Source organism: Micromonospora sp. NPDC007230, assembly GCF_042869115.1.
Lineage (GTDB): Bacteria > Actinomycetota > Actinomycetes > Mycobacteriales > Micromonosporaceae > Micromonospora.
This window is the reverse complement of the sequence record NZ_JBIAFE010000005.1, coordinates 17,179-35,688: the sequence shown is the minus strand read 5'-3', so window position 1 is coordinate 35,688 and position 18,510 is coordinate 17,179. Positions and strand designations below refer to the sequence as shown.

Sequence of the window (18,510 nt, the reverse complement as noted above, 5' to 3'; positions counted from 1 at the left end):
CGGACGCCTCCGTTCAGCGGTGCCGGTCGGCGGGGGCTCGATCGGCGAGCCCGGGCAGGGTGACGTCCCCGTCGAGGACCCGGACCAGGAGCCAGCCCACCAGCCCGGCCAGCGTGGCGCCCGCCGCGGCGCCGGCCCCGCCGAGCGCCCAGACCGCGACCAGGAGGAACCCGGCGAGGAACCCGAACTGATGGCGCGTCATGCTCACCTCCGCTGCGCGGTGACCGACCGGACGGGCGGGGCGTACCCGTTTCCCCGCCGCGCACTCATGGCGGACGAGGACCGCGGCACCGGGGGTCCGGCGAAGGTGACGAACGGGTATGACCCGCTCGATCGCGCACCGGCGACACGACGAACATGATCGAACGCATACACTCGGGCGTCGATCGACCGACGGATGGATCTGGCGAAGATGACGAGCACCGGCAGCGTGGCGGCTTCCTGGCTGCGTCCGATCACCGGCGGGGCGGCGCCGCTGCTCAGCCGGGCCGGCCAGGTCGGGTACGCCGCGCGGCGGCTGAGCGAGCTGGTGCAGGGGCGCCCGCCGGGGATCACCGGGCACCAGTGGAGCACCGCCAGCAAGGAGGGCTTCGACCTGGTGGTGTGCGCGGCCGACACCGGCTGGCCGCTGTTCGCCCTGCAGATCGCCGCGCCCGCGCCCGCCGGTTCCGCCCAGCGCGCCGAGCGGATGACGAGTGCGGTCTGCGCGGCCGTCGGTCTGCCGGTGCTGCGGGTGGAGTCGCCGACGCTGCGCGGCTCCGAGCACGGCCGCCGCCTCGTCGAGTACGTCATCGATGCGCGCAGCTACGCGGCCGGCACGCAATCCGGCCCGGAGGGCGGGGACATGGTCGGGTTCCGGGACATTCTCGGCCGGCTTCCCGACGGCCGCCGCGGGCCGGTCAACGACCTCGGGGCGCTGACCCGGGCCGCCGCTGTCGAGGCGTTCGTCGAGCGGCGCTTGGCCGACCCGATCGTCCGCGGGCTGCATGTGCAATGGGCGGACGGCCCTGCCGAGGGGTGGAGCTGGGTCGAGGTGCGGCCCGGCCGGTGCCTGGTCGAGCGGGTGCAACTCTTCGCGCAGCGCTTCTCCTGTGGGGTGGACCCGGGCCGGCTCGCCGAGGACCTGGCCGTGGTGGCGGTCGGGGAGCGGTTGCGCGACCTCGAGGTCGGCGAGCCGCCGCTGGTGGACCGGGACGAGTTGCGGCAGCAGATCCGGCGGCTCGCCGCCCGGCGGGACGAGTTCGCCGGCGGCTTCGCCTTCGACCATCTCTGGGTCGACTGATCGACCACCTCGGCGGTTCCGCCGGTTGCGGCGGAACGGTGCCGTGAATTCTCCCGATCCACCGTTGCACCGTCACCGCGGTAGCTCGCTAGCCGAGCGGGAATGACGCGGATCTTCCGAGCCGTGCCGAGACGGTGCGGAAAGGGCATCGTCGGTCATCGACGTGCCCGGACCGTCGCAGTTGATGGAGTGGGCCAACCAGACGCCCGTCTTCGATGTGGTGCGGAGCCAGGTCGGGTGGGCCGACCGAACCGTGGAAAGCCCGCGGCACGAGCGTTCGCGGTCAGACCGGCGCGGGTTCCGGTCGGGCCGGCGCCGGGGCGGGTACGCGCAGCGCCGCGATCCGCCGGGTCCGGGCCGGCCCGGCGAGCAGGTTGCCCAGCGCCACCAGCAGCGCCAGGCCGGCCAGCCCCAGCCAGAGCGCGGTGTCGCCGAACCGGCCGGTGACCAGGCCGCCCACGGTTGGCCCGGCGAAGCTGGCGAAGGCGTAGCCGAGCGAGTAGACGCCCTGGTAGCGACCGCGCTGCGCGGTGGGGGAGAGATCGGCGGTGAGCGCCGAATTGGCGGGCGTCATGAGCATCTCGCCGAGTGTCCAGACCATGACGGTGCCGGCGTAGAACCAGACGGTGTCGGCCAGCGCGGTGAGGGCGAACCCGGCGCCGATCACCACCGCTGCCAGTGCGATGGTGCGGGAGCGGTCGAAGCGGGCGATCAGCCGCGGCACGAAGAGTTGCCCTACCACGATCATCAGTCCGTTCACCGCGATGACCGGCCCGTACGCCGACGCCGGCAGCCCGTCGGCCTGCAACGCCACCGGCAGCATCACGTCCGCCTCGATGCACAGCCAGATGAGCCCGGTCAGCGCCGTGAAGGTGAGGAAGACCCGGTCGCGCAGCACCGTGCCGAGGCCGCCCCGGTCAGCCGGGGCGCGCGGTCCGACGACCTCCGGGGCCGGGCGGGACTCGGGCACCTTGACCGCGATCAGGGCGGCGGTGCCCAGCAGCACGGCCGCGTTGACCACGAACAGCAGCACCGGGTCGGCCCGGATCAGCACGCCGGCCAGGGTGGCGGCCACCGAGAAGCCGATGTTGATGGCCCAGTAGTTGAGGGTGAGTGCGCGCAGCCGGTCGCGGTCGCCGACCACGTCGATGATGGTGGCGGTGAAGGCCGGCCGGGCCACGCCGAGGAAGAGCCCGAGCGACAGGGTGAGCGCCGCGATCGCGACCGGGTGGCCGGTGAGACCCAGGGCGGCCGCGGCGAATGCGGCGCTGAGGTTGCCGGCCAGCATCGCCGGTCGCCGCCCCCACCGGTCCGCGATGATGCCGCCGAGCAGCGTGCCGAGGGCGCTGCCGGCCCCGTGCAACCCGATCACCACGCCGGCGTACGAGGGGTCGAAGTGCCGTACGGAGACCAGGTAGACGCCGAGGTAGATGGCGACGAACCCGCCCAACCGGTTGATCAGGGTGGCGGTCCAGAGATACCAGAAGGTGCGGGGCAACCCGCCCCCGGTCTGCCTCCACCAGGTCGCCATGCGTCCACCCCCGCGCGTCGTACTCGTAATGACCTCAGGCGTCGTCGGTCATTACAGTCGAGGGGCGCGACAGGATGCCGGTCCGGTGCCGGCCATGGTGGTGTCGGTCACGACGTGGGGGTGGAGTTCGCTACCGGCTCTCCTCCCGGGGATGAAAATTGTTAACGCGGGGAAAAGTCGACCGGGGTCATGCCGATTTCTCAGCGTGACCCCGGTGTGCCCGACGGTGAACCGGGAGGTTCAGCGGTTCTTGTAGGCCTCCACCACCGAGACGGGGATGCGGCCCCGCTCGGAAATCTCGTAGCCGTTCTTCGCGGCCCATTCCCGGATGGCGCGGTTCTGCTCGCGGTCCATTCCCGAGGTGGCCGGACGGGCGGCCCGACGTGCCGCGCGACCCGCCTCGACCGGCCCGCGCCCGATCCGCCGGCCAGCGGTGATGAACGGGTCGAGGGCCTTACGCAGGACCCCCGCGTTCTCGTCGGAGACGTCGATCGTGTACGCCACGCCGTCCAGGCTGAACTCGACGGTCCGATCGGCCTTTCCGCCGTCAAGGTCGTCGGTCAGAACGGTGATTACTTTCCTTGCCATCGCCATTGCTCCCTGTGTCGGGCGGGGTGTGGCTAAGAGTTTGACCTATGGCGCGGCAATTTCGCAACAATAACCGACCTTCGCCATTCGGCGGGTCGGCTAATCCACCGGCGGAATGGCTCTGTCGGGCCCTGTGTACGGCAGTGGGCGGATGCGAATGAGTGGCGTGGGTCACATCCCGGAACAAGGGGCACGGTTTGTAACTTGAGTCAGACACGCTCAACTCAACGCGATAGCAGGTGTTCGATGGCAACTCTTCCGGTACTTCCCCTCACCGACGCCGTCCTGCTGCCGGGCATGGTCATCCCGGTGACCCTCGACCCGACCACCCAGGCCGCGGTCGACGCGGCCCGCGCCAGCGGCGACAAGAAGCTGCTCGCCGTGCCCCGCATCGACGGCGAGTACGGCTCCGTCGGCGTGATCGCCACCATCGAGAAGGTGGGCCGGCTGCCCAGCGGCGAGCCCGCCGCCGTGGTCCGTGGCCTCGCCCGGGCCCGGATCGGCTCCGGCGTGCCCGGACCGGGCGCCGCCCTCTGGGTCGAGGCGACCGAACTCGACGAACCCGCACCGGCCGGCCGCGCCCGGGAACTCGCCCGCGAGTACCGCGCGCTGATGACCTCGGTCCTCCAGCAGCGTGGCGCCTGGCAGGTCATCGACGCCATGGAGCGGATGACGGACCTCTCCGAGCTGGCCGACGCGGCCGGCTACGCGCCCTGGCTCAGCCTGGCGCAGAAGACCGAGCTGCTCGCCGCCCCGGACGTCACCGCCCGGCTCGAGCTGCTGGTCGGCTGGGTGCGGGACCACCTGGCCGAGCAGGAGGTCACCGAGCAGATCAACAGCGACGTCCGGGAGGGCCTGGAGAAGTCCCAGCGGGAGTTCCTGCTCCGCCAGCAGCTCGCCGCGATCCGCAAGGAACTCGGTGAGGACGAGCCGGACGGCTCCGCCGACTACCGCTCCCGGGTCGAGTCCGCCGACCTGCCCGACAAGGTACGCGAGGCGGCCCTGCGTGAGGTCGGCAAGCTGGAGCGGGCCAGCGACGCCTCGCCGGAGGCCGGCTGGATCCGTACCTGGCTCGACACGGTGCTGGAGATGCCGTGGAGCACGCGTACCGAGGACAACACCGACCTCGGCGCGGCCCGCGCGGTGCTCGACGCCGACCACGCCGGCCTGGCCGACGTGAAGGATCGCATCCTGGAATACCTGGCCGTGCGCAACCGGCGCGCCGAGCGCAACCTCGGCGTGGTCGGCGGGCGCGGCTCCGGCGCGGTGCTCGCCCTGGCCGGCCCGCCCGGCGTCGGCAAGACCAGCCTCGGCGAGTCGATCGCCCGGGCGCTCGGGCGCAACTTCGTCCGGGTCTCCCTCGGTGGCGTCCGGGACGAGGCGGAGATCCGCGGGCACCGGCGCACCTACGTCGGCGCGCTGCCCGGCCGGATCGTCCGTGCCCTGCGCGAGGCCGGCTCGATGAACCCGGTCGTGCTCCTCGACGAGGTCGACAAGCTGGCCGTCGGCTACGCCGGCGACCCGGCGGCGGCCCTGCTGGAGGTGCTCGACCCGGCGCAGAACCACACCTTCCGGGACCACTACCTCGAGGTCGACCTCGACCTGTCCGACGTGCTCTTCCTGGCCACCGCCAACGTGGTGGAGACCATCCCCGGCCCGCTGCTGGACCGGATGGAGCTGGTCACGCTGGACGGCTACACCGAGGACGAGAAGGTGGCCATCGCCCGGGACCACCTGCTGCCCCGGCAGCGGGAGCGGGCCGGGCTGACCGCCGACGAGGTGACCATCGCCGACCAGGCCCTGGCCCTCATCGCCGGCGAGCACACCCGGGAGGCCGGCGTCCGGCAGCTCGAACGCGCCCTGGCCAAGATCCTGCGCAAGGTGGCGGTCGCGCTGGCCGCCGACCCGACCCCGGTCCGGGTGGACACCGACAACCTGGCCCGCTACCTGGGCCGGCCGAAGTTCACCCCGGAGTCGGCGGAGCGGACGGCGGTGCCCGGCGTGGCAACCGGACTGGCGGTCACCGGTGCCGGCGGCGACGTGCTGTTCATCGAGGCGACCAGCATGGAGGGCGAGCCGGGGCTGACCCTGACCGGCCAGCTCGGCGACGTGATGAAGGAATCCGCGCACATCGCGTGGTCGTACCTGCGGTCGAACGGGCGGCGGTTCGGGCTGGACCCGAATGCCCTCGCCGGGCGGCGGATCCACCTGCACGTCCCGGCGGGCGCAGTGCCCAAGGACGGCCCGAGTGCCGGCATCACCATGGTGACGGCGCTGGCCTCCCTGGTCACGGGCCGGCCGGTTCGCCCCGAGTTCGGGATGACCGGTGAGGTGACCCTCTCCGGCCGGGTGCTGCCCATCGGCGGCGTGAAGCAGAAGCTGCTCGCCGCCCACCGGGCCGGCCTGACCGAGGTGATCATCCCGAAGCGCAACGAGCCGGACCTCGACGACCTCCCCACCGAGGTACGCGACGCGCTGACCATCCACACCCTCGCCGACGTCGCCGACGTGCTCGCCCTGGCGCTGCGCCCGGCCGACGTCGACGCGGAGACCCTGGGCAACCAGCCGCTCGCCGCGGCCTGACCCGTTCGCCCGGCACAACGAGGCCCCCGGTCGAACGACCGGGGGCCTCCACCGTGCTCACCAGCGGTCCCGGCGCTCCCGCCGCGCACCGCCGTCGAGATCCGGGCCGCGCCGCTCCCGCCGCTCGCCGTCGAAGTGGCGCTCACCGCCGTCGGTGTCCCGGTCCCGGCGTACGGTGGCCTTGCGGCCCTTGATGGTGCTGCCGCGCAGCCCCCGGATCACCTCGTCGGCGACCGCGTACGGGACCTCCACCAGGGAGAACCGGTCGGCGATCTCGATCGAGCCGATGTCCCGGCCACTGACCCGGGTCTCCCCGGTGATCGCCCCGACCAGGTCCTGCGGCCGGACCCCGGCACGCCGGCCGAGCCCGATGAAGACCTGCGTCGTACCACCGGCACTCGGCCGGCCGCCGCCGCGCCGCTCCCGGCCCTCGTACCCCGGTCGGCCCTCTCGGGACGGCCGGACCGCGACCTGCGGGATCTCCTCCTCCTCGTCGGTAGTGCCCGGCAGGGTGGCCTCGTGGGCCAGCTTCACCGCGGCGAGCGCCACCTCCATCAGGTCGAACTCGTCGGTCAGCGACTCGACGATCGCCCGGAACGGCTCCAGGTCGTCCTCCAGCAGCGACTCCCGCAGCGCCGCCTGGGTCAGCTCCAGCCGCCGGGTACGCAGGTCCGCCACCGTGGGGATCTTGTCGACGGCGATCCGCTGGCCGGTGACCCGCTCGATGGTCTTGAGCATCCGGTGCTCGCGCGGCTCGGCGAGGGTGATCGCCACGCCCTCCCGGCCGGCCCGGCCCACCCGGCCGATCCGGTGCACGTACGACTCGGGCGCCGACGGCACGTCGTAGTTCACCACGTGGGTGAGCTGCTCGACGTCCAGGCCGCGGGCCGCCACGTCGGTGGCCACCAGCAGGTCGGCGGTGCCCGCCCGCAGCCGGCCCATCACCCGGTCCCGCTGCTCCTGGCTCATCCCGCCGTGCAGCGCCTCGGCCCGGTAGCCTCGGCCGTTCATCGTCTCGGTGAGCCGGTCCACCTCCTCCCGGCTGCGGCAGAACACGATCGCCGCGGTGGGCGACTCCACGTCCAGCACCCGGCCCAGCGCCGCCGGCTTGTGCGCCCGCGCCACCAGGTACGCGCTCTGCCGCACCCGGGGCGCCTCGCCGGCCACCGGCCGCTCCCGCTCGATCTGGATGCGGACCGGGTCGGTCAGGTGCTGGCGGGCCAGCCCGTCGATGCGCGCGGGCATGGTCGCCGAGAACAGCACCGTCTGCCGGTCGGCCGGGGCGTGCTCCAGGATCGCCTCGATGTCCTCGGCGAAGCCCATGTCGAGCATCTCGTCCGCCTCGTCCAGCACCACCGTGGTCAGCGAATCCAGCCGCAGGGTGCCCCGGGCGATGTGGTCCAGCGCCCGGCCCGGCGTCGCCACCACCACGTCCACGCCCAGGTCGAGCGCCCGCAGCTGCCGGCCGATCGGCTGGCCGCCGTAGATCGGCAGGACCCGGGTGCCCAGGTCCTTGCCGTACCGGTGGAACGCCTCGGAGACCTGCACGGCCAGTTCCCGGGTGGGCACCAGCACCAGCGACACCGGCTCGCCGCCGGGCCGCTCGTCCGGCATCCGCTGCAACAGCGGCAGGGCGAACGCTGCCGTCTTGCCCGTACCGGTCGCCGCCTGGCCCAGCAGGTCCCGGCCGGCGAGCAACGGCGGGATCGCCTCCCGCTGGATCGGGGTCGGTTCCTCGTAGCCGAGCGCGGCCAGCGCGTTCAGCAGCTCGGTGCGCAGCCCGAGGTCTGCGAAGGTGGTCGCCGGGTCGTCGGCGTCGGCAGGGGTGGTGGGGTTGGTCGGCGTTGGTGCGGAACTCATGCGGCAAGCCTTTCATCACCGCCGACCGGGCCGCGCGGCGACCGGCACACCAAGTCGCGCTCATCCGCCCACCAGGGCCAGCGCCATGGTGATCCCCACCGCCGCGTCCAGCACCGCGCACCACTCGGCGTACGCCCGCGGGACCACCCGGCCGCTGCGATGGTGCGCCAGGTCCCAGGCGGCGTGCGCCAGCCAGCCGGCGGCCACCAGCGCACCGCCGACGCCGTCCGGCACGGCGAGGGCGACCGCGGCCAGCCCGGCCCAGCCGGCCAGCCCGGCGAGTTGGAGCGCGAGGGCCCGTCGGTCGCGCCACTGCCGGCGCCCGGTGCCGAGCAGCAGGTAGCCGGCCGGCAGCACGAGCAGCGTCCACGGGGCGAGCACGGCCGGCGCGATCCAGAGGTCCAGGGTCATCAGCAGGGCGAGCGCGGTGGGCCACCGGCGCGTCAGCGCCGCGGCGGCCGGATGCCGGCGGGGCGGTGCCGCGGGTGCGTGGCGGTGCCGCAGCGCCACCAGCACCATCGCCGGCAGCATCAGCAGGTGGCCGCCGAGGGTCAGCCCGTGGTCCCCGACCAGCCCGGCCCACCAGGGCGGGAGGAGCAGCAGGAACGGGACGTACATGGCGGCCACCATCTCGACGACGGCGACCCGTCGGTGACCGCGGTGCCACATCCAGGCGGCCATCCCGAGCGCCATGTCCGTCGCCATCACCAGCGCCGCCACGTCCGTCCGGGCGAGGACGTCCGCGCCGCCCAGCACCGCCGCACCCGCCCGCCACACCGGGTCGAGCAGCAGCATGCCCGCCAGCATCGCGGCGACCATCTCGGCGAGGTGCCGCGCCAGCCGGCGGCGGTCGTGGGCCGATTTCCGGGGTACGCGTGCCGTCGTCTCCGTCATGCCCCGACCCTGCCCCGACCGGCCGCCCGGCCGACCCGCGCACAACTCACCGGGATCCGTGCGGGACGCACGGTGCGGCGATGACATTCCGCAGGGGTGAACCGGACGGACAACTTACCTAGGATCGGCGGGCATGACGGTCGAGGCGGCGGACCGCCGGCTGCGCCGGGCCCGGCACCTGACCCTGGCGTCGCTGGCCACCAACCTCGGTGCCACCCTGCTGCTGCCGGGCGTCGGGTTGGCCCGCGAGCCGGACCCGGTCCGCGTGGGCCTCGGCGCGGTCGGGCTCCTCGCGTTCGTCGCCGCCCAGGCGGGTGTGGTCCACGCGGCGGTCACCCCCTGGCTCGCCGGCGACCGGCGGCGCCGACGGCACGCCGCGCTGGCCGTGGCCACCCTGCTGAGCGTGCCGCTCGTCGGGCCGGTCGCCGCCGGCACCTGGCCGACCTGGGCCTGGTTGGGCGCGTCGCTGGTCGGCATGCTGCCGCTGCTGTTCCGGCCGGCGACCGCCACCGTCGCGATGGCCGCGATGCTCGTGGTCTCCGTCGTGGTGGCCGGGTGGGCCGGCGTGCCGGTACGCCACGCGCTGCTCGTCACCGGCGGCGTCGGCCTCGGGGTCGCCGCGATCACCTGGGTGCAGGTGTGGTTCTGGGACCTGCTCGTCGAGGCGCGGCAGGGCCAGGCCGCCCGCGCCCGGCTGGCCGCCACCGAGGAGCGGCTGCGTTTCGCCCGGGACGTGCACGACCTGCTCGGCCACGACCTGACGGTGATCGCGCTGAAGGCCGAGCTGGCCGCCCGCCTCGCGCCCGTCGACGCCGGCCGCGCCGGCCGGGAGGCCGCCGAGGTGCAGCGCCTCGCCGGGTCCGCCCTGCACCGGGTCCGCGCGGCCGTGCACGGCTACCGGACCGTCGACCTCGCCGAGCAGGTGGCCGCGGTGGGTGAGGTGCTGCGTACCAGCGGGGTGCGCTGCACGGTCGTGCCGCCCGACGGTGACCTGCCGGCCGCGGTCGCCGCCGACCTGGCTGCGGTGCTGCGGGAGGCCGGGACGAACGTGCTGCGGCACAGCCGGGCCGACTGGTGCCGGATCGAGATCACCCGGGAGGACGGCCTGGTGACGATGACCGTACGCAACGACGGCGCCCGCGGCGACGGACCGGACGAGCGCAGCGGCGGCCTGCGCGGGCTGGCCGACCGGCTCGCCCCGGCCGGCGGCACCGTGCGCACCCGCACCGAGGACGGGGTGTTCAGCCTCGTGGCCACCCTGCCGGTGCCGTCGTGATCCGGGTGCTGCTCGCCGACGACGAGGAGCTGATCCGGCTCGCCCTCGCGGCCCTGCTGGACCTGGAGCCGGACATCGAGGTGGTGGCGCACGCCGCCGACGGCCGGGCCGCCGTGACGGCCGCGCTGGCGCACCGCCCGGACGTGGCCGTGCTGGACCTGGAGATGCCGCCGCCCGGCGGGATCCAGGCCGCCGCCGAACTGGCCCGCGTGCTGCCCGCCTGCGCCGTGGTGATCCTGACCGGCCACGGTCGCCCCGCTCATCTGCGCCCCGCGCTGGCCGCCGGTGCCCGGGGGTTCCTGCCCAAGGGCGCGCCCGGTGGAGCGCTCGCCGACGTGATCCGCCGGGTCCACTCCGGGGCCCGGTACGTCGACCCGGCGCTCGCCGCCGACGCGCTGACCCTGCCCGACTGCCCGTTGACCGCCCGGGAGCTGGAGACCCTGCGCCTGGCCGAATACGGCACACCGGTCGCCGTGATCGCCCGGCGTACCCACCTGGCGGCCGGGACGGTACGCAACCACCTCGCCGCCTGCGTGCAGAAGCTCGGCGCCGCCGACCGGGCCGAGGCGGTCCGGATCGCCCGCGAGGCCGGCTGGCTCTGACCGGCTCAGCCCGTCTCGAACGGCACCCGCGCCTCGGCGAGCAGCGCCGGGCCGGCGTACGCCGCCGGGGCGGGCGGCGGCGCCGGGAGCAGCTGGGCCAACTGCTCGGCGCTGAGCGCGTACACGACCCGGCCCAGGCCCGAGCGTTCGATGGCGGTGGCGCACATGCCGCAGGGCTGGCAACTCGTGTACATCGTCGCGACGGCCGCCGCGTCGGCGGCCAGGTGCCGGGCCGCCCAGCGGGCCAGCTTCAGCTCCGGATGCGCGGTGATGTCGTCGTCGGTGCGCTCGGTGTTCACCTCCTCGGCCAGCACCCGCCCGTCGGTGTCGACCAGCAACGAGCCGAACGGGCCGTCGCCGGCGTCCCGGGCGGCGGCGGCCAGCGCGATGGCCCGGCGCAGGTGGCGTTCGTCGGTTTCGGTCAGCACGCTCATCCGGTGAGCATTCCCCACGGGGCGTCCGGACACACCGTTGGCGACTAGCCTGACGGCGTGCGTACGGTCGAACTGCTCTGCTCGCCGGAGCTGGAGGAGGCGGTACGGGCGTCCTGGCGACGGCTGGCCGAGGCCGGTCTGCCCAGCCTGGCGCGCAACATCCACCCCACCAACCGCCCGCACCTGACCCTCGCCTCGGTCGACGAGTTCCCACCCGGGGCCGAGCAGCGCCTCGCCGACCTCTGCGACGCGGCGCTGCCGCTGCCCGCCCGCCTCGACCGGGTGGCGGTGCTCGACGGGAGCGCCCCGCTGGTCTGGCTGGTCCGGCCCGCGCCGCAGTTGCTCGCCCTGCACGGTGCCGTCTGGGACGTGCTCGCCGGGGCGCCCGGCCCGCGCCCGTGGCACCTGCCAGGACGCTGGATCCCGCACCTGAGCCTGGCGCTGCGGTTCCGGGACGCCGACCGCCGCCGGGCCCGAGCGTTGGCCGGCCTCGACCGCCCCGCCGGGGAGTTCGTCGCCGCGCGCAGCTACGACAGCGACACCCGTACCGTCAGCGAGCTGGTCTCCGTGCATCCGCGCCCGGCCTGCTGAGCCGTCCGGGGCCGCCCGGCTGCGGACGGCCCCGGACTCCCGGGCTCAGCGGTAGAACCGCAGGTAGTCAAACTCGGCGGTGACCGCCGGCTGGGCGCCGCCCTGCGCGACCAGTCCGATCCGGGGCGTGGTGTCGGCCGGGAAGGTCCACACCGCGCCCCAGGTCCAGTGCTGCCCGTCCCGGCTGGAGCCGGCCCGGAACTCGTGTTCGCCGGTGGCCGGGTCGACATGGTGGGTCAGCCGCAGCCAGGTGGTGGTGGCCGGGGTGCCGACGATGGAGCCGCCGTACACCGGCCGGCCGGCGAAGGGCAGCTCGTAGCCGTACTCGACCTGGCGGGTGTTCCAGATGGCCACCTGGGCCAGCCGGGCGAACCGGTCGTCGTCCACGTACGCGATCATGCCGGCCTGCTGGTAGTTGCGGACGGTGTCCGTACCGAGGTCGAGGGTCACCTTCGTCTCCGCCACGTAGTCCCCGGTCGGCGCGTCGCGGAGCAGCACGCCGGCCGTGTTGCCGGTGCCGACCAGGTCGGTCGACTCCACCGGCCAGCGCAGGGCACCGTCGGTGACGCTGGCCGTCGGGTTGCGCCGGATCCAGCGCCAGCCGGGATCGAGGCCGTCGGTGAACTCGTCCGAGTACCCCGGCAGCAGTGGGCCGACCGCCGGCGGGGCGACGGTGTGTCGCACCGGCCGGTACAGCCGGGCCAGGCTGACGTTGTCGAAACCGGCGGCCCCGGCGGCGAGCAGCGCGAGCGGGCCGGCCGCCGGTCGGGTCAGCTCCAGCGTCACCACAGCGAGCTGGTCACCCAGCCGGGCCGGGCTCAGCTGGGCGACGAGTTGCCGGCCGCGTACCTCGACGGCCAGGTTGTGCCGGTCGGCGAGGTCGAGCCCGGCGGGCAGGGGTGCCTCGGCCGCCGTCTCGCCGGCCTCCCGGGCCGTCAAGCGGCCGCCGCCGACCCGTACCTCCACCTCGCCGAGCCGCAGCCCGGCCGACTCCCCGCCGGTCAACCGCACGTCGGCCTCGGCCCGCACGTCGCCGCCCAGGGCGGTCCGGCTGGTCAGCGCGCCGGTGCCGGTGACCTGCCCGTCGGCCACCCGCCAGGCGCCGTCGGCCCGCCAACCCGTGAGGTCCGCCGAGTCGAACCGGGCGTCGAGGCGGCCGGTGGTGACCGGCGCGGGCCGGGGACCGTCGGAGGGGCCGGCGCCCGCGTTCACCGTCGGCCAGCCGGCCACCCAGTCGAGGCGGTCCAGCAGCATCGGCCGCTCGTTGATGCCGAACGGCTCGTCCAGGTACGGGTCGGCCCGGTCGATCGCGTGGTAGACGATCCAGTCCTGTCCGGACAGGTCGGTGAGGACGCCGTTGTGCCCGGTGCCGATCCAGCGGTTGCCGTTCTGGGTGAGCACCGGGGTGCCCCCGGCCCGGGAGGCGTCCAGCCGCTGCCCGTCCTGGTCCACGAACGGGCCGCGTGGGCTGCGGGCGCGCCCGACCTGGACGGAGTAGCCGGTGGCCGGCCCGGCGCAGCAGTTCGCCGTGGAGGCGAAGAGGTAGTACCAGCCGTCGCGGCGCAGCACGTAGCTGCCCTCGAACTTGTTGTCGATGGCGACCAGGGTCGGCGTGCCCACGGCGGTCAGCCCGTCCGGGGAGAGCTCGGTGACCGAGAGCCCGCCGTAGTAGCTGCCGTAGTACAGGTAGTTCCGGCCGTCGACGTCGGTGAACTGGCTGGGGTCGATGGTCCAGAGGTAGTCGCCCCCGCCGCCGGGGCGCGGCGCGACCACCGGTGCGTCGGCGAACGTCCATGGGCCGGCCGGGGTGGGCGCGGTGGCCGCTCCGATGGCGGTGTCGAAGGTGTCGCCGGAGACCGTGGTGTCGGTGACGGTCACGTACATGACCCAGCGGCCGGCGACCCGACGGACGTCGGGGGCCCAGAACATCGCGCCGGGGGCGGCCCAGGAGGGCCGCTGGTCGGGGGCGAGGGCGTCGCCGACGTACGTCCAGTCGACGAGGTCGGCGGAGCGGGCGATGGGCACCCGGTGTGCCCGCCGCTCGCCCTCGCGCAGCGGGTCGGAGGTGCCGAAGCCGTACCAGAGGCCGTCGTCACCGCGGACCACGACCGGGTCGGCGAAGGTGTCGGCGTAGCCGGCGGAGATCGGGTTGCGGTAGTGGTCGGGTGCGGCGGCGGCCGGCGCGGGGGCCGCCGTGGTCAGCACCAGTGCGAGTACGGCGGCGAGCGCGCCGCCCCGGTGGAGGTGTCCCATCAGGCCTGCCTCGAGAGTTGACGGAGGTCACTGCGGTGCACCCGTTTCTACAACGTTGGATACAACGTTGTAAAGAGCGGCCGGACGGGTCGGCCGGCGCCGAACCGTGCCCGTGTCAGCATGGTTGGATGACCACCACCAGCACCGACGGCCGCTCGCTGGCCGGGCTCGCCGCGCTGCTCGCCGACCGCACTCGGGCCAGCTTCTGCCTGGCCCTGCTCGACGGGCGTGCCTGGACGGCAGGGGAGTTGGCCCGCGCCGCCGGGGTGGCCCCCTCCACGGCGAGCGATCACCTCACCCGGTTGGTGCACGGCGGGCTCCTCGTGGAGGAGCGGCAGGGCAGGCACCGGTACGTCCGCCTCGCCGGGCCGTCGGTGGCTCAGCTCATCGAGGACCTCGCCGGGCACGTGCCCGCCCCGCCGGTCCCGGCCCGTACGCTGCGCGCCGCGTCGGCCGGCGCCGCCCTGGCGTACGCCCGGACCTGCTACGACCACCTGGCCGGCCGGCTCGGCGTGCTGGTGCACGACGCGCTGCTGGACCGTGGGGTGCTGGACCGGACGGGCGGGTTGGCGCTCACCCCGGCCGGCGTGGCCTGGCTGGCCGGGATCGGCGTGCCGGTCGAGCCGCTGCGGACCGGCCGCCGCCCCCTGGTCCGCGACTGCCTGGACTGGACCGAACGCCGCCCGCACCTGGCCGGCGCGCTCGGCGCGGCGCTGTGCGCCCGCTTCCTCGACCTCGGCTGGACGGTACGCGGCACCGGCCGCGCGATCCGCCTCACCCCGGCTGGCGGCCCCGCCCTGGCCGCCGCCCTCGGCCTCGCCCCGGCCGCCCTCGCCCCACCCCCCTCCCGCGACACCGGCCCCGCCCGCGCCTGACCACCCACCCCGCTTCCGATGATCATGAGGTTGGCGGCGATGTGGATCTCCGCGGCCGCCGCCAACCTCATGATCACCCCCGGGGGCGCCGCTGATGATTGAGGTGATTGTTGATGAGTGAGCGGGATGCCGCCTTTCGAGCGCTGCATCGGCCGGGGCGGCCGGTGCTGCTGCCCAACGCGTGGGACCATGCCTCCGCCGCCGCCCTGGCCGCCGCAGGGCATCCGGCGATCGGCACCACCAGCCTCGGGGTCGCCGCGGCGGGCGGCAAGCCGGACGGGGCCGGCGCCACCGGGGGCGAGAACCTCGACCTCGCCCGGCGGCTGCGCGACCTGCCGGTGCTGCTCACCGTCGACGTCGAGGGCGGCTTCAGCGACGACCCGGCGGCGGTGGCCGACTACGTCGCCGAGCTGGCGGCGCTCGGAGTGGTCGGGGTGAACCTGGAGGACGGCCGCCCCGACGGCACGCTCGCGCCGCCGGAGTTGACCGCTGCCAAGGTCGCCGCGGTGAAGACCGCCGTGCCGGGGCTCTTCGTCAACGCCCGCACCGACGCCTGGTGGCTCGGGGTGCCCGAGCCGCTGGACGAGGCCCTGCATCGGGCGCGGGCGTACCGGGAGGCGGGCGCCGACGGGTTCTTCGTCCCCGCCGCGCCGGACGACACCGTCGGGCTGCTGGCGGCGGAGGTCGGCCGGCCGTTGAACGTGCTGCACCGGCCCGGTGGGCCGGGCCTGGCCGCGCTGGGTCGGCTCGGGGTGGCCCGGGTCAGCACCGGCTCCCTGCTGTTCCGGGCCGCGCTGGGCGCGGCGCTGCACCTCGCCGACGCCGTCCGCGCCGGCCGGGACGCCGACCTGCCCGCCGCGCCCTCGTACGGGTGGGTGCAGGGGTTGACCGGCAGTTAGGGCCGGGTCGCCCCGAAATGAGGGCTATTAGGGGGAGATAGGAGGATTGTTCGGAAGCTTCCCGATCCTGGTGCTTACGGTGGATCCAGGTGCAATCACGCCGTGTCCGCCCGGAGAGGGGACCCGATCATGCGAGTGCCCAGCCGAAGCCCCGGCCAGCAGCCCGGGCAAGCCGTCGCGCACACCGCCCCCGCGGTCGCGCCCACCGCCCCCGCGCCCACCGCCTCCGCGCCCACCGCCCCTGCGCCCACCGCCTCCGCGCCCACCGCCGCCGCCCGTCGGGCGCCCACCGCCGTCGGCCGATGCCCCGTGCCCGGGCAGCCGGACCTCACCGCGTACCGGGCGGCGGTGGCGGAACTGCTGGTCGAGGTCGCCGCCCTGGCCGACGCCTCCTCGACCAACGCCCGCCAGGTGCTGCTGGATCAGCGGCTGCGGGAGCCGGCCATCGCCGCGGTCCTCAACGCCACCCCACAGGGATTCGTCGGCGCCCGCGAGACCCTGCTGCTGGAGATGACCCGCTACCAGCCGAACGTCCGCAGTTCGGCGCACGACCTCACCGCGCTGGTCCGGATCTACCTGCTCTCCCGCGTCGACGTCATGTGGTGGCGGGACACCCCGGCCTTCCTCACCGACAGCCAGGTCGACACGACCACCGACCTCGTCGACCTGGAGTGGCTGCGCCGGCGCGGACTGCTCGCCTTCCGCTACCAGGAACAGCCCGCCACCGTCCTCGGCCGCGGGCTGCGGGCGGTACGCCGCCGGCTGCTGCCCGACTCCACCCCGTACACCGCGGGGCTGATGTTCCGCCGGGCCCGCCGCGAGGTGATCGCCCTGCTCAACGACGTCGCCCGGGAGTTCGCCGCGGCCAGCCCGCCGGCCACCCCGCCGCTCTGGGTCACCAGCCTCGCCCGCAGCGCCGAGCACCAGTACCGGCTGCGCCGTCTCGGATACGCCGCCATGGTGCCCAGCGGGCACTGCCTCGGCTGGGCGGCCGACGTGGAGATGGCCTGGTTCGCCCGGTTCGGCGTCCGGGACGCGCTGGCCGACCTGCTGCTGGCCCGCCAGGAGGCCGGCGAGATCAATGTGGTCGACGAGGGCCAGGCCTGGCACCTCTGTCTCGCGCCCACCGCCCGGCTGCGGTTCCGCCGGGCGTACGAGGCCGAGATGGGCGGGTGAGCGGAGGATGTGCGGGATCGCGTTGAGCATCGGCCCGGAGGCCGATCCGGCGACCTTCCGGCGGATGCTCGCCGCCCTCGCCCCACGCGGCGAGGTCACCGAGACCCGGCAGGAGGCCGGCCTGCTGGCCGGCGTACGCCGGCTGCGGATCGTGGACCGCGAGCGGGCGGTGCAGCCCTGGGTCACGCTCGACAAGCGCCACCTGCTCTGCTACAACGGCGAGGTCTTCAACCACCATGAGCTGCGCGCCGAGTTGACCCGGCTCGGGTACGCCTTCGACGGCGTCAGCGACACCGAGGTGGTGCTCGCCGCGTTCCGGCAGTGGGGCGAGGAGGCGGTGCACCGGCTGCGCGGCGAGTACGCCTTCGTGGTGGTCGAGCGGGCCAGCGGCCGGGCCTACCTGGCCCGTGACCCCCTCGGCGTGAAATCCCTGTACTGGTCCCGCAGCCCGGGCTGCCTGCACCTCGCGTCCGAGGTGAAGGCGCTGGTCGGGCACGGCGCCCCGATCAGCGAGGTCCCGCCCGGGCACCACGGCTGGGCCGAGCCCGACGGGGCGGTCCGGCTGCGCCCGTACGTGGACCTGCGCAGCCTCGGCGCCGGGCGGCCGGTGATCGACGACCCGGACGAGGCCGCCCTGCTCGTCCGGGTCGCGCTCACCGACAGCATCCGGGTGCGGCTCGACACCGACCTCACCGTCGGGGTGGTCCTCTCCGGCGGTCTGGACAGCTCGCTCGCGCTGCTGCACACCCGGCAGCTGCACCCGGACTGCCTCGCGATCACCATCGGCGTGCCGGGCAGCCCGGACGTGGCGTACGCGCGGCGACTCGCCGCCGACCTCGGCGTGCCGCACGAGGTGATCGAGTTGCGCCCGCGCGACATCCGGCTGGCCGACATCCGGGAGGCGATCCGGATCTCCGAGCTGACCGAGTACGGCGACATCATCAACGCGGTCGTCTCGGTGCCGATCTTCCGCCGGCTGCACGAGCTGGGGATCAAGGTGGTGCTCACCGGCGACGGGTCGGACGAACTCTTCGGCGGCTACCCGATGTATCACCAGGTCGGCCCGGAACGGTCCCGCCGGCTCTTCCTCCACAAGATCCGCAACCTCGGCCGGACCGAGTTGCAGCGGGTGGACCGGGCCAGCATGGGCCACGGCGTGGAGGCCCGGGTGCCCTTCCTCGACCTGAAACTGGTGGATCTGGCGATGCGGCTGCCGCTCGAGCTCAAGCTGCGCGACGGTCAGGAGAAGTGGATCCTCCGGCGGGCCTTCGCCGACCTGCTGCCCGACTACGTCCGGCGGCGGCCGAAGCACCCGATGTCGTACTCGTCCGGACTGCACGAGCGGGCCCGGCTCTACAAGCCGTTCTTCGCCCGCCTGCACCGCTCCTACGGCTACCACCTGCTCGACCCGGTCCGTCGCGACTTCGACAGCGTGCTCAGCCGGTGCGGCAACGACCTGGACCGGGCGATCGCCGACGGGCTGGCCCGGCCCGACTACACGGTGTTCGAGCACGTCCGGGACCTGGTGGGCGCGGCGCGGTGGAACACCGCGCCGGTGGTCCGCCGGATGGTCAACCCGCGCCGCGCCCGGGGTGGGGACGAGGCGTCGCTGCCCGGGTGAGCCGCCGGCCGCCCGGGCGGGACCGGGCGGCTCGCGGCCCGGAAA

General features: G+C 74.6%; 16 protein-coding genes. 9 read left to right on the top strand and 7 right to left on the bottom strand.

Annotated elements, in window-relative coordinates:
- Positions 1-13 precede the first annotated feature (13 nt).
- Entirely contained in the window at positions 14-202 is a 189-nt protein-coding gene (locus ACFYML_RS08940; protein WP_073833396.1) for a hypothetical protein, read from the bottom strand.
- A gap of 210 nt (positions 203-412) precedes the next feature.
- Between ACFYML_RS08940 and ACFYML_RS08935 the strand changes: the two genes are divergently transcribed.
- Entirely contained in the window at positions 413-1,282 is an 870-nt protein-coding gene (locus ACFYML_RS08935) for a hypothetical protein (RefSeq protein ID WP_387420044.1), read from the top strand.
- 283 nt (positions 1,283-1,565) lie between these two features.
- On the opposite strand, the gene ACFYML_RS08930 is transcribed toward ACFYML_RS08935, so the two are convergent.
- On the bottom strand, positions 1,566-2,813 hold the full coding sequence (locus tag ACFYML_RS08930; protein WP_387420043.1) for an MDR family MFS transporter: 1,248 nt from the start codon (positions 2,811-2,813) through the stop codon (positions 1,566-1,568).
- 240 nt (positions 2,814-3,053) lie between these two features.
- Complete coding sequence (locus ACFYML_RS08925) at positions 3,054-3,401, bottom strand: Lsr2 family protein (RefSeq protein ID WP_357435780.1); 348 nt, start codon at positions 3,399-3,401, stop codon at positions 3,054-3,056.
- A 246-nt stretch (positions 3,402-3,647) separates the two neighbouring features.
- Here ACFYML_RS08925 and lon point away from each other — a divergent pair, with 246 nt between their 5' ends.
- Positions 3,648-5,984 (top strand): endopeptidase La, encoded by a 2,337-nt coding sequence (gene lon / locus ACFYML_RS08920; protein WP_387420042.1) that lies wholly within the window; start codon positions 3,648-3,650, stop codon positions 5,982-5,984.
- Between the two features lie 57 nt (positions 5,985-6,041).
- On the opposite strand, the gene ACFYML_RS08915 is transcribed toward lon, so the two are convergent.
- Positions 6,042-7,844: a DEAD/DEAH box helicase gene (locus ACFYML_RS08915; RefSeq protein WP_387420041.1), complete on the bottom strand. Its 1,803-nt coding sequence runs from the start codon at positions 7,842-7,844 to the stop codon at positions 6,042-6,044.
- A gap of 60 nt (positions 7,845-7,904) precedes the next feature.
- Positions 7,905-8,738, bottom strand: coding sequence for a hypothetical protein (locus ACFYML_RS08910; RefSeq protein ID WP_387420040.1), 834 nt, complete (start codon positions 8,736-8,738; stop codon positions 7,905-7,907).
- Positions 8,739-8,871: 133 nt separating this feature from the next.
- Here ACFYML_RS08910 and ACFYML_RS08905 point away from each other — a divergent pair, with 133 nt between their 5' ends.
- Both ACFYML_RS08905 and ACFYML_RS08900 read left to right on the top strand, forming a co-directional pair.
- A complete protein-coding gene (locus tag ACFYML_RS08905) occupies positions 8,872-10,014 on the top strand; it encodes a sensor histidine kinase (protein ID WP_387420039.1) in 1,143 nt (380 codons plus the stop codon).
- On the top strand, positions 10,011-10,616 hold the full coding sequence (locus tag ACFYML_RS08900) for a DNA-binding response regulator (RefSeq protein WP_387420038.1): 606 nt from the start codon (positions 10,011-10,013) through the stop codon (positions 10,614-10,616). The genes ACFYML_RS08905 and ACFYML_RS08900 overlap by 4 nt, the downstream gene beginning before the upstream one ends.
- A gap of 5 nt (positions 10,617-10,621) precedes the next feature.
- On the opposite strand, the gene ACFYML_RS08895 is transcribed toward ACFYML_RS08900, so the two are convergent.
- A complete protein-coding gene (locus tag ACFYML_RS08895) occupies positions 10,622-11,050 on the bottom strand; it encodes a nucleoside deaminase (RefSeq protein ID WP_387420037.1) in 429 nt (142 codons plus the stop codon).
- A 57-nt stretch (positions 11,051-11,107) separates the two neighbouring features.
- Here ACFYML_RS08895 and ACFYML_RS08890 point away from each other — a divergent pair, with 57 nt between their 5' ends.
- Positions 11,108-11,641, top strand: a complete 534-nt coding sequence (locus tag ACFYML_RS08890) for a 2'-5' RNA ligase family protein (RefSeq protein ID WP_387420036.1) — start codon at positions 11,108-11,110, stop codon at positions 11,639-11,641.
- A gap of 45 nt (positions 11,642-11,686) precedes the next feature.
- Here the strand turns inward: ACFYML_RS08890 and ACFYML_RS08885 are convergent, their stop codons facing one another.
- A complete protein-coding gene (locus ACFYML_RS08885) occupies positions 11,687-13,894 on the bottom strand; it encodes a family 43 glycosylhydrolase (RefSeq protein ID WP_387420035.1) in 2,208 nt (735 codons plus the stop codon).
- A 128-nt stretch (positions 13,895-14,022) separates the two neighbouring features.
- On the opposite strand from ACFYML_RS08885, the gene ACFYML_RS08880 reads away from it, so the two are divergent.
- From ACFYML_RS08880 to ACFYML_RS08865, 4 genes are all read left to right on the top strand, one after another.
- The gene (locus ACFYML_RS08880; protein WP_357435761.1) at positions 14,023-14,769 is read left to right on the top strand and encodes a helix-turn-helix domain-containing protein; all 747 of its coding nucleotides are present in this window, start codon (positions 14,023-14,025) and stop codon (positions 14,767-14,769) included.
- Positions 14,770-14,882: 113 nt separating this feature from the next.
- Entirely contained in the window at positions 14,883-15,668 is a 786-nt protein-coding gene (locus ACFYML_RS08875) for an isocitrate lyase/phosphoenolpyruvate mutase family protein (protein ID WP_387420034.1), read from the top strand.
- A 129-nt stretch (positions 15,669-15,797) separates the two neighbouring features.
- Positions 15,798-16,844, top strand: coding sequence for a hypothetical protein (locus ACFYML_RS08870; RefSeq protein ID WP_387420033.1), 1,047 nt, complete (start codon positions 15,798-15,800; stop codon positions 16,842-16,844).
- A 7-nt stretch (positions 16,845-16,851) separates the two neighbouring features.
- Positions 16,852-18,465: an asparagine synthetase B family protein gene (locus ACFYML_RS08865; protein ID WP_387420032.1), complete on the top strand. Its 1,614-nt coding sequence runs from the start codon at positions 16,852-16,854 to the stop codon at positions 18,463-18,465.
- The last annotated feature ends 45 nt before the right edge of the window (positions 18,466-18,510 follow it).

What these genes read in the sequence shown, in the direction of transcription:
- ACFYML_RS08940 (WP_073833396.1), bottom strand. Translation starts at nt 202, where the DNA reads ATGACGCGCCATCAGTTCGGGTTCCTCGCCGGGTTCCTCCTGGTCGCG.
- ACFYML_RS08935 (WP_387420044.1), top strand. Translation starts at nt 413, where the DNA reads ATGACGAGCACCGGCAGCGTGGCGGCTTCCTGGCTGCGTCCGATCACC.
- ACFYML_RS08930 (WP_387420043.1), bottom strand. Translation starts at nt 2,813, where the DNA reads ATGGCGACCTGGTGGAGGCAGACCGGGGGCGGGTTGCCCCGCACCTTC.
- ACFYML_RS08925 (WP_357435780.1), bottom strand. Translation starts at nt 3,401, where the DNA reads ATGGCAAGGAAAGTAATCACCGTTCTGACCGACGACCTTGACGGCGGA.
- lon (WP_387420042.1), top strand. Translation starts at nt 3,648, where the DNA reads ATGGCAACTCTTCCGGTACTTCCCCTCACCGACGCCGTCCTGCTGCCG.
- ACFYML_RS08915 (WP_387420041.1), bottom strand. Translation starts at nt 7,844, where the DNA reads ATGAGTTCCGCACCAACGCCGACCAACCCCACCACCCCTGCCGACGCC.
- ACFYML_RS08910 (WP_387420040.1), bottom strand. Translation starts at nt 8,738, where the DNA reads ATGACGGAGACGACGGCACGCGTACCCCGGAAATCGGCCCACGACCGC.
- ACFYML_RS08905 (WP_387420039.1), top strand. Translation starts at nt 8,872, where the DNA reads ATGACGGTCGAGGCGGCGGACCGCCGGCTGCGCCGGGCCCGGCACCTG.
- ACFYML_RS08895 (WP_387420037.1), bottom strand. Translation starts at nt 11,050, where the DNA reads ATGAGCGTGCTGACCGAAACCGACGAACGCCACCTGCGCCGGGCCATC.
- ACFYML_RS08885 (WP_387420035.1), bottom strand. Translation starts at nt 13,894, where the DNA reads ATGGGACACCTCCACCGGGGCGGCGCGCTCGCCGCCGTACTCGCACTG.
- ACFYML_RS08880 (WP_357435761.1), top strand. Translation starts at nt 14,023, where the DNA reads ATGACCACCACCAGCACCGACGGCCGCTCGCTGGCCGGGCTCGCCGCG.
- ACFYML_RS08875 (WP_387420034.1), top strand. Translation starts at nt 14,883, where the DNA reads ATGAGTGAGCGGGATGCCGCCTTTCGAGCGCTGCATCGGCCGGGGCGG.
- ACFYML_RS08870 (WP_387420033.1), top strand. Translation starts at nt 15,798, where the DNA reads ATGCGAGTGCCCAGCCGAAGCCCCGGCCAGCAGCCCGGGCAAGCCGTC.
- ACFYML_RS08865 (WP_387420032.1), top strand. Translation starts at nt 16,852, where the DNA reads ATGTGCGGGATCGCGTTGAGCATCGGCCCGGAGGCCGATCCGGCGACC.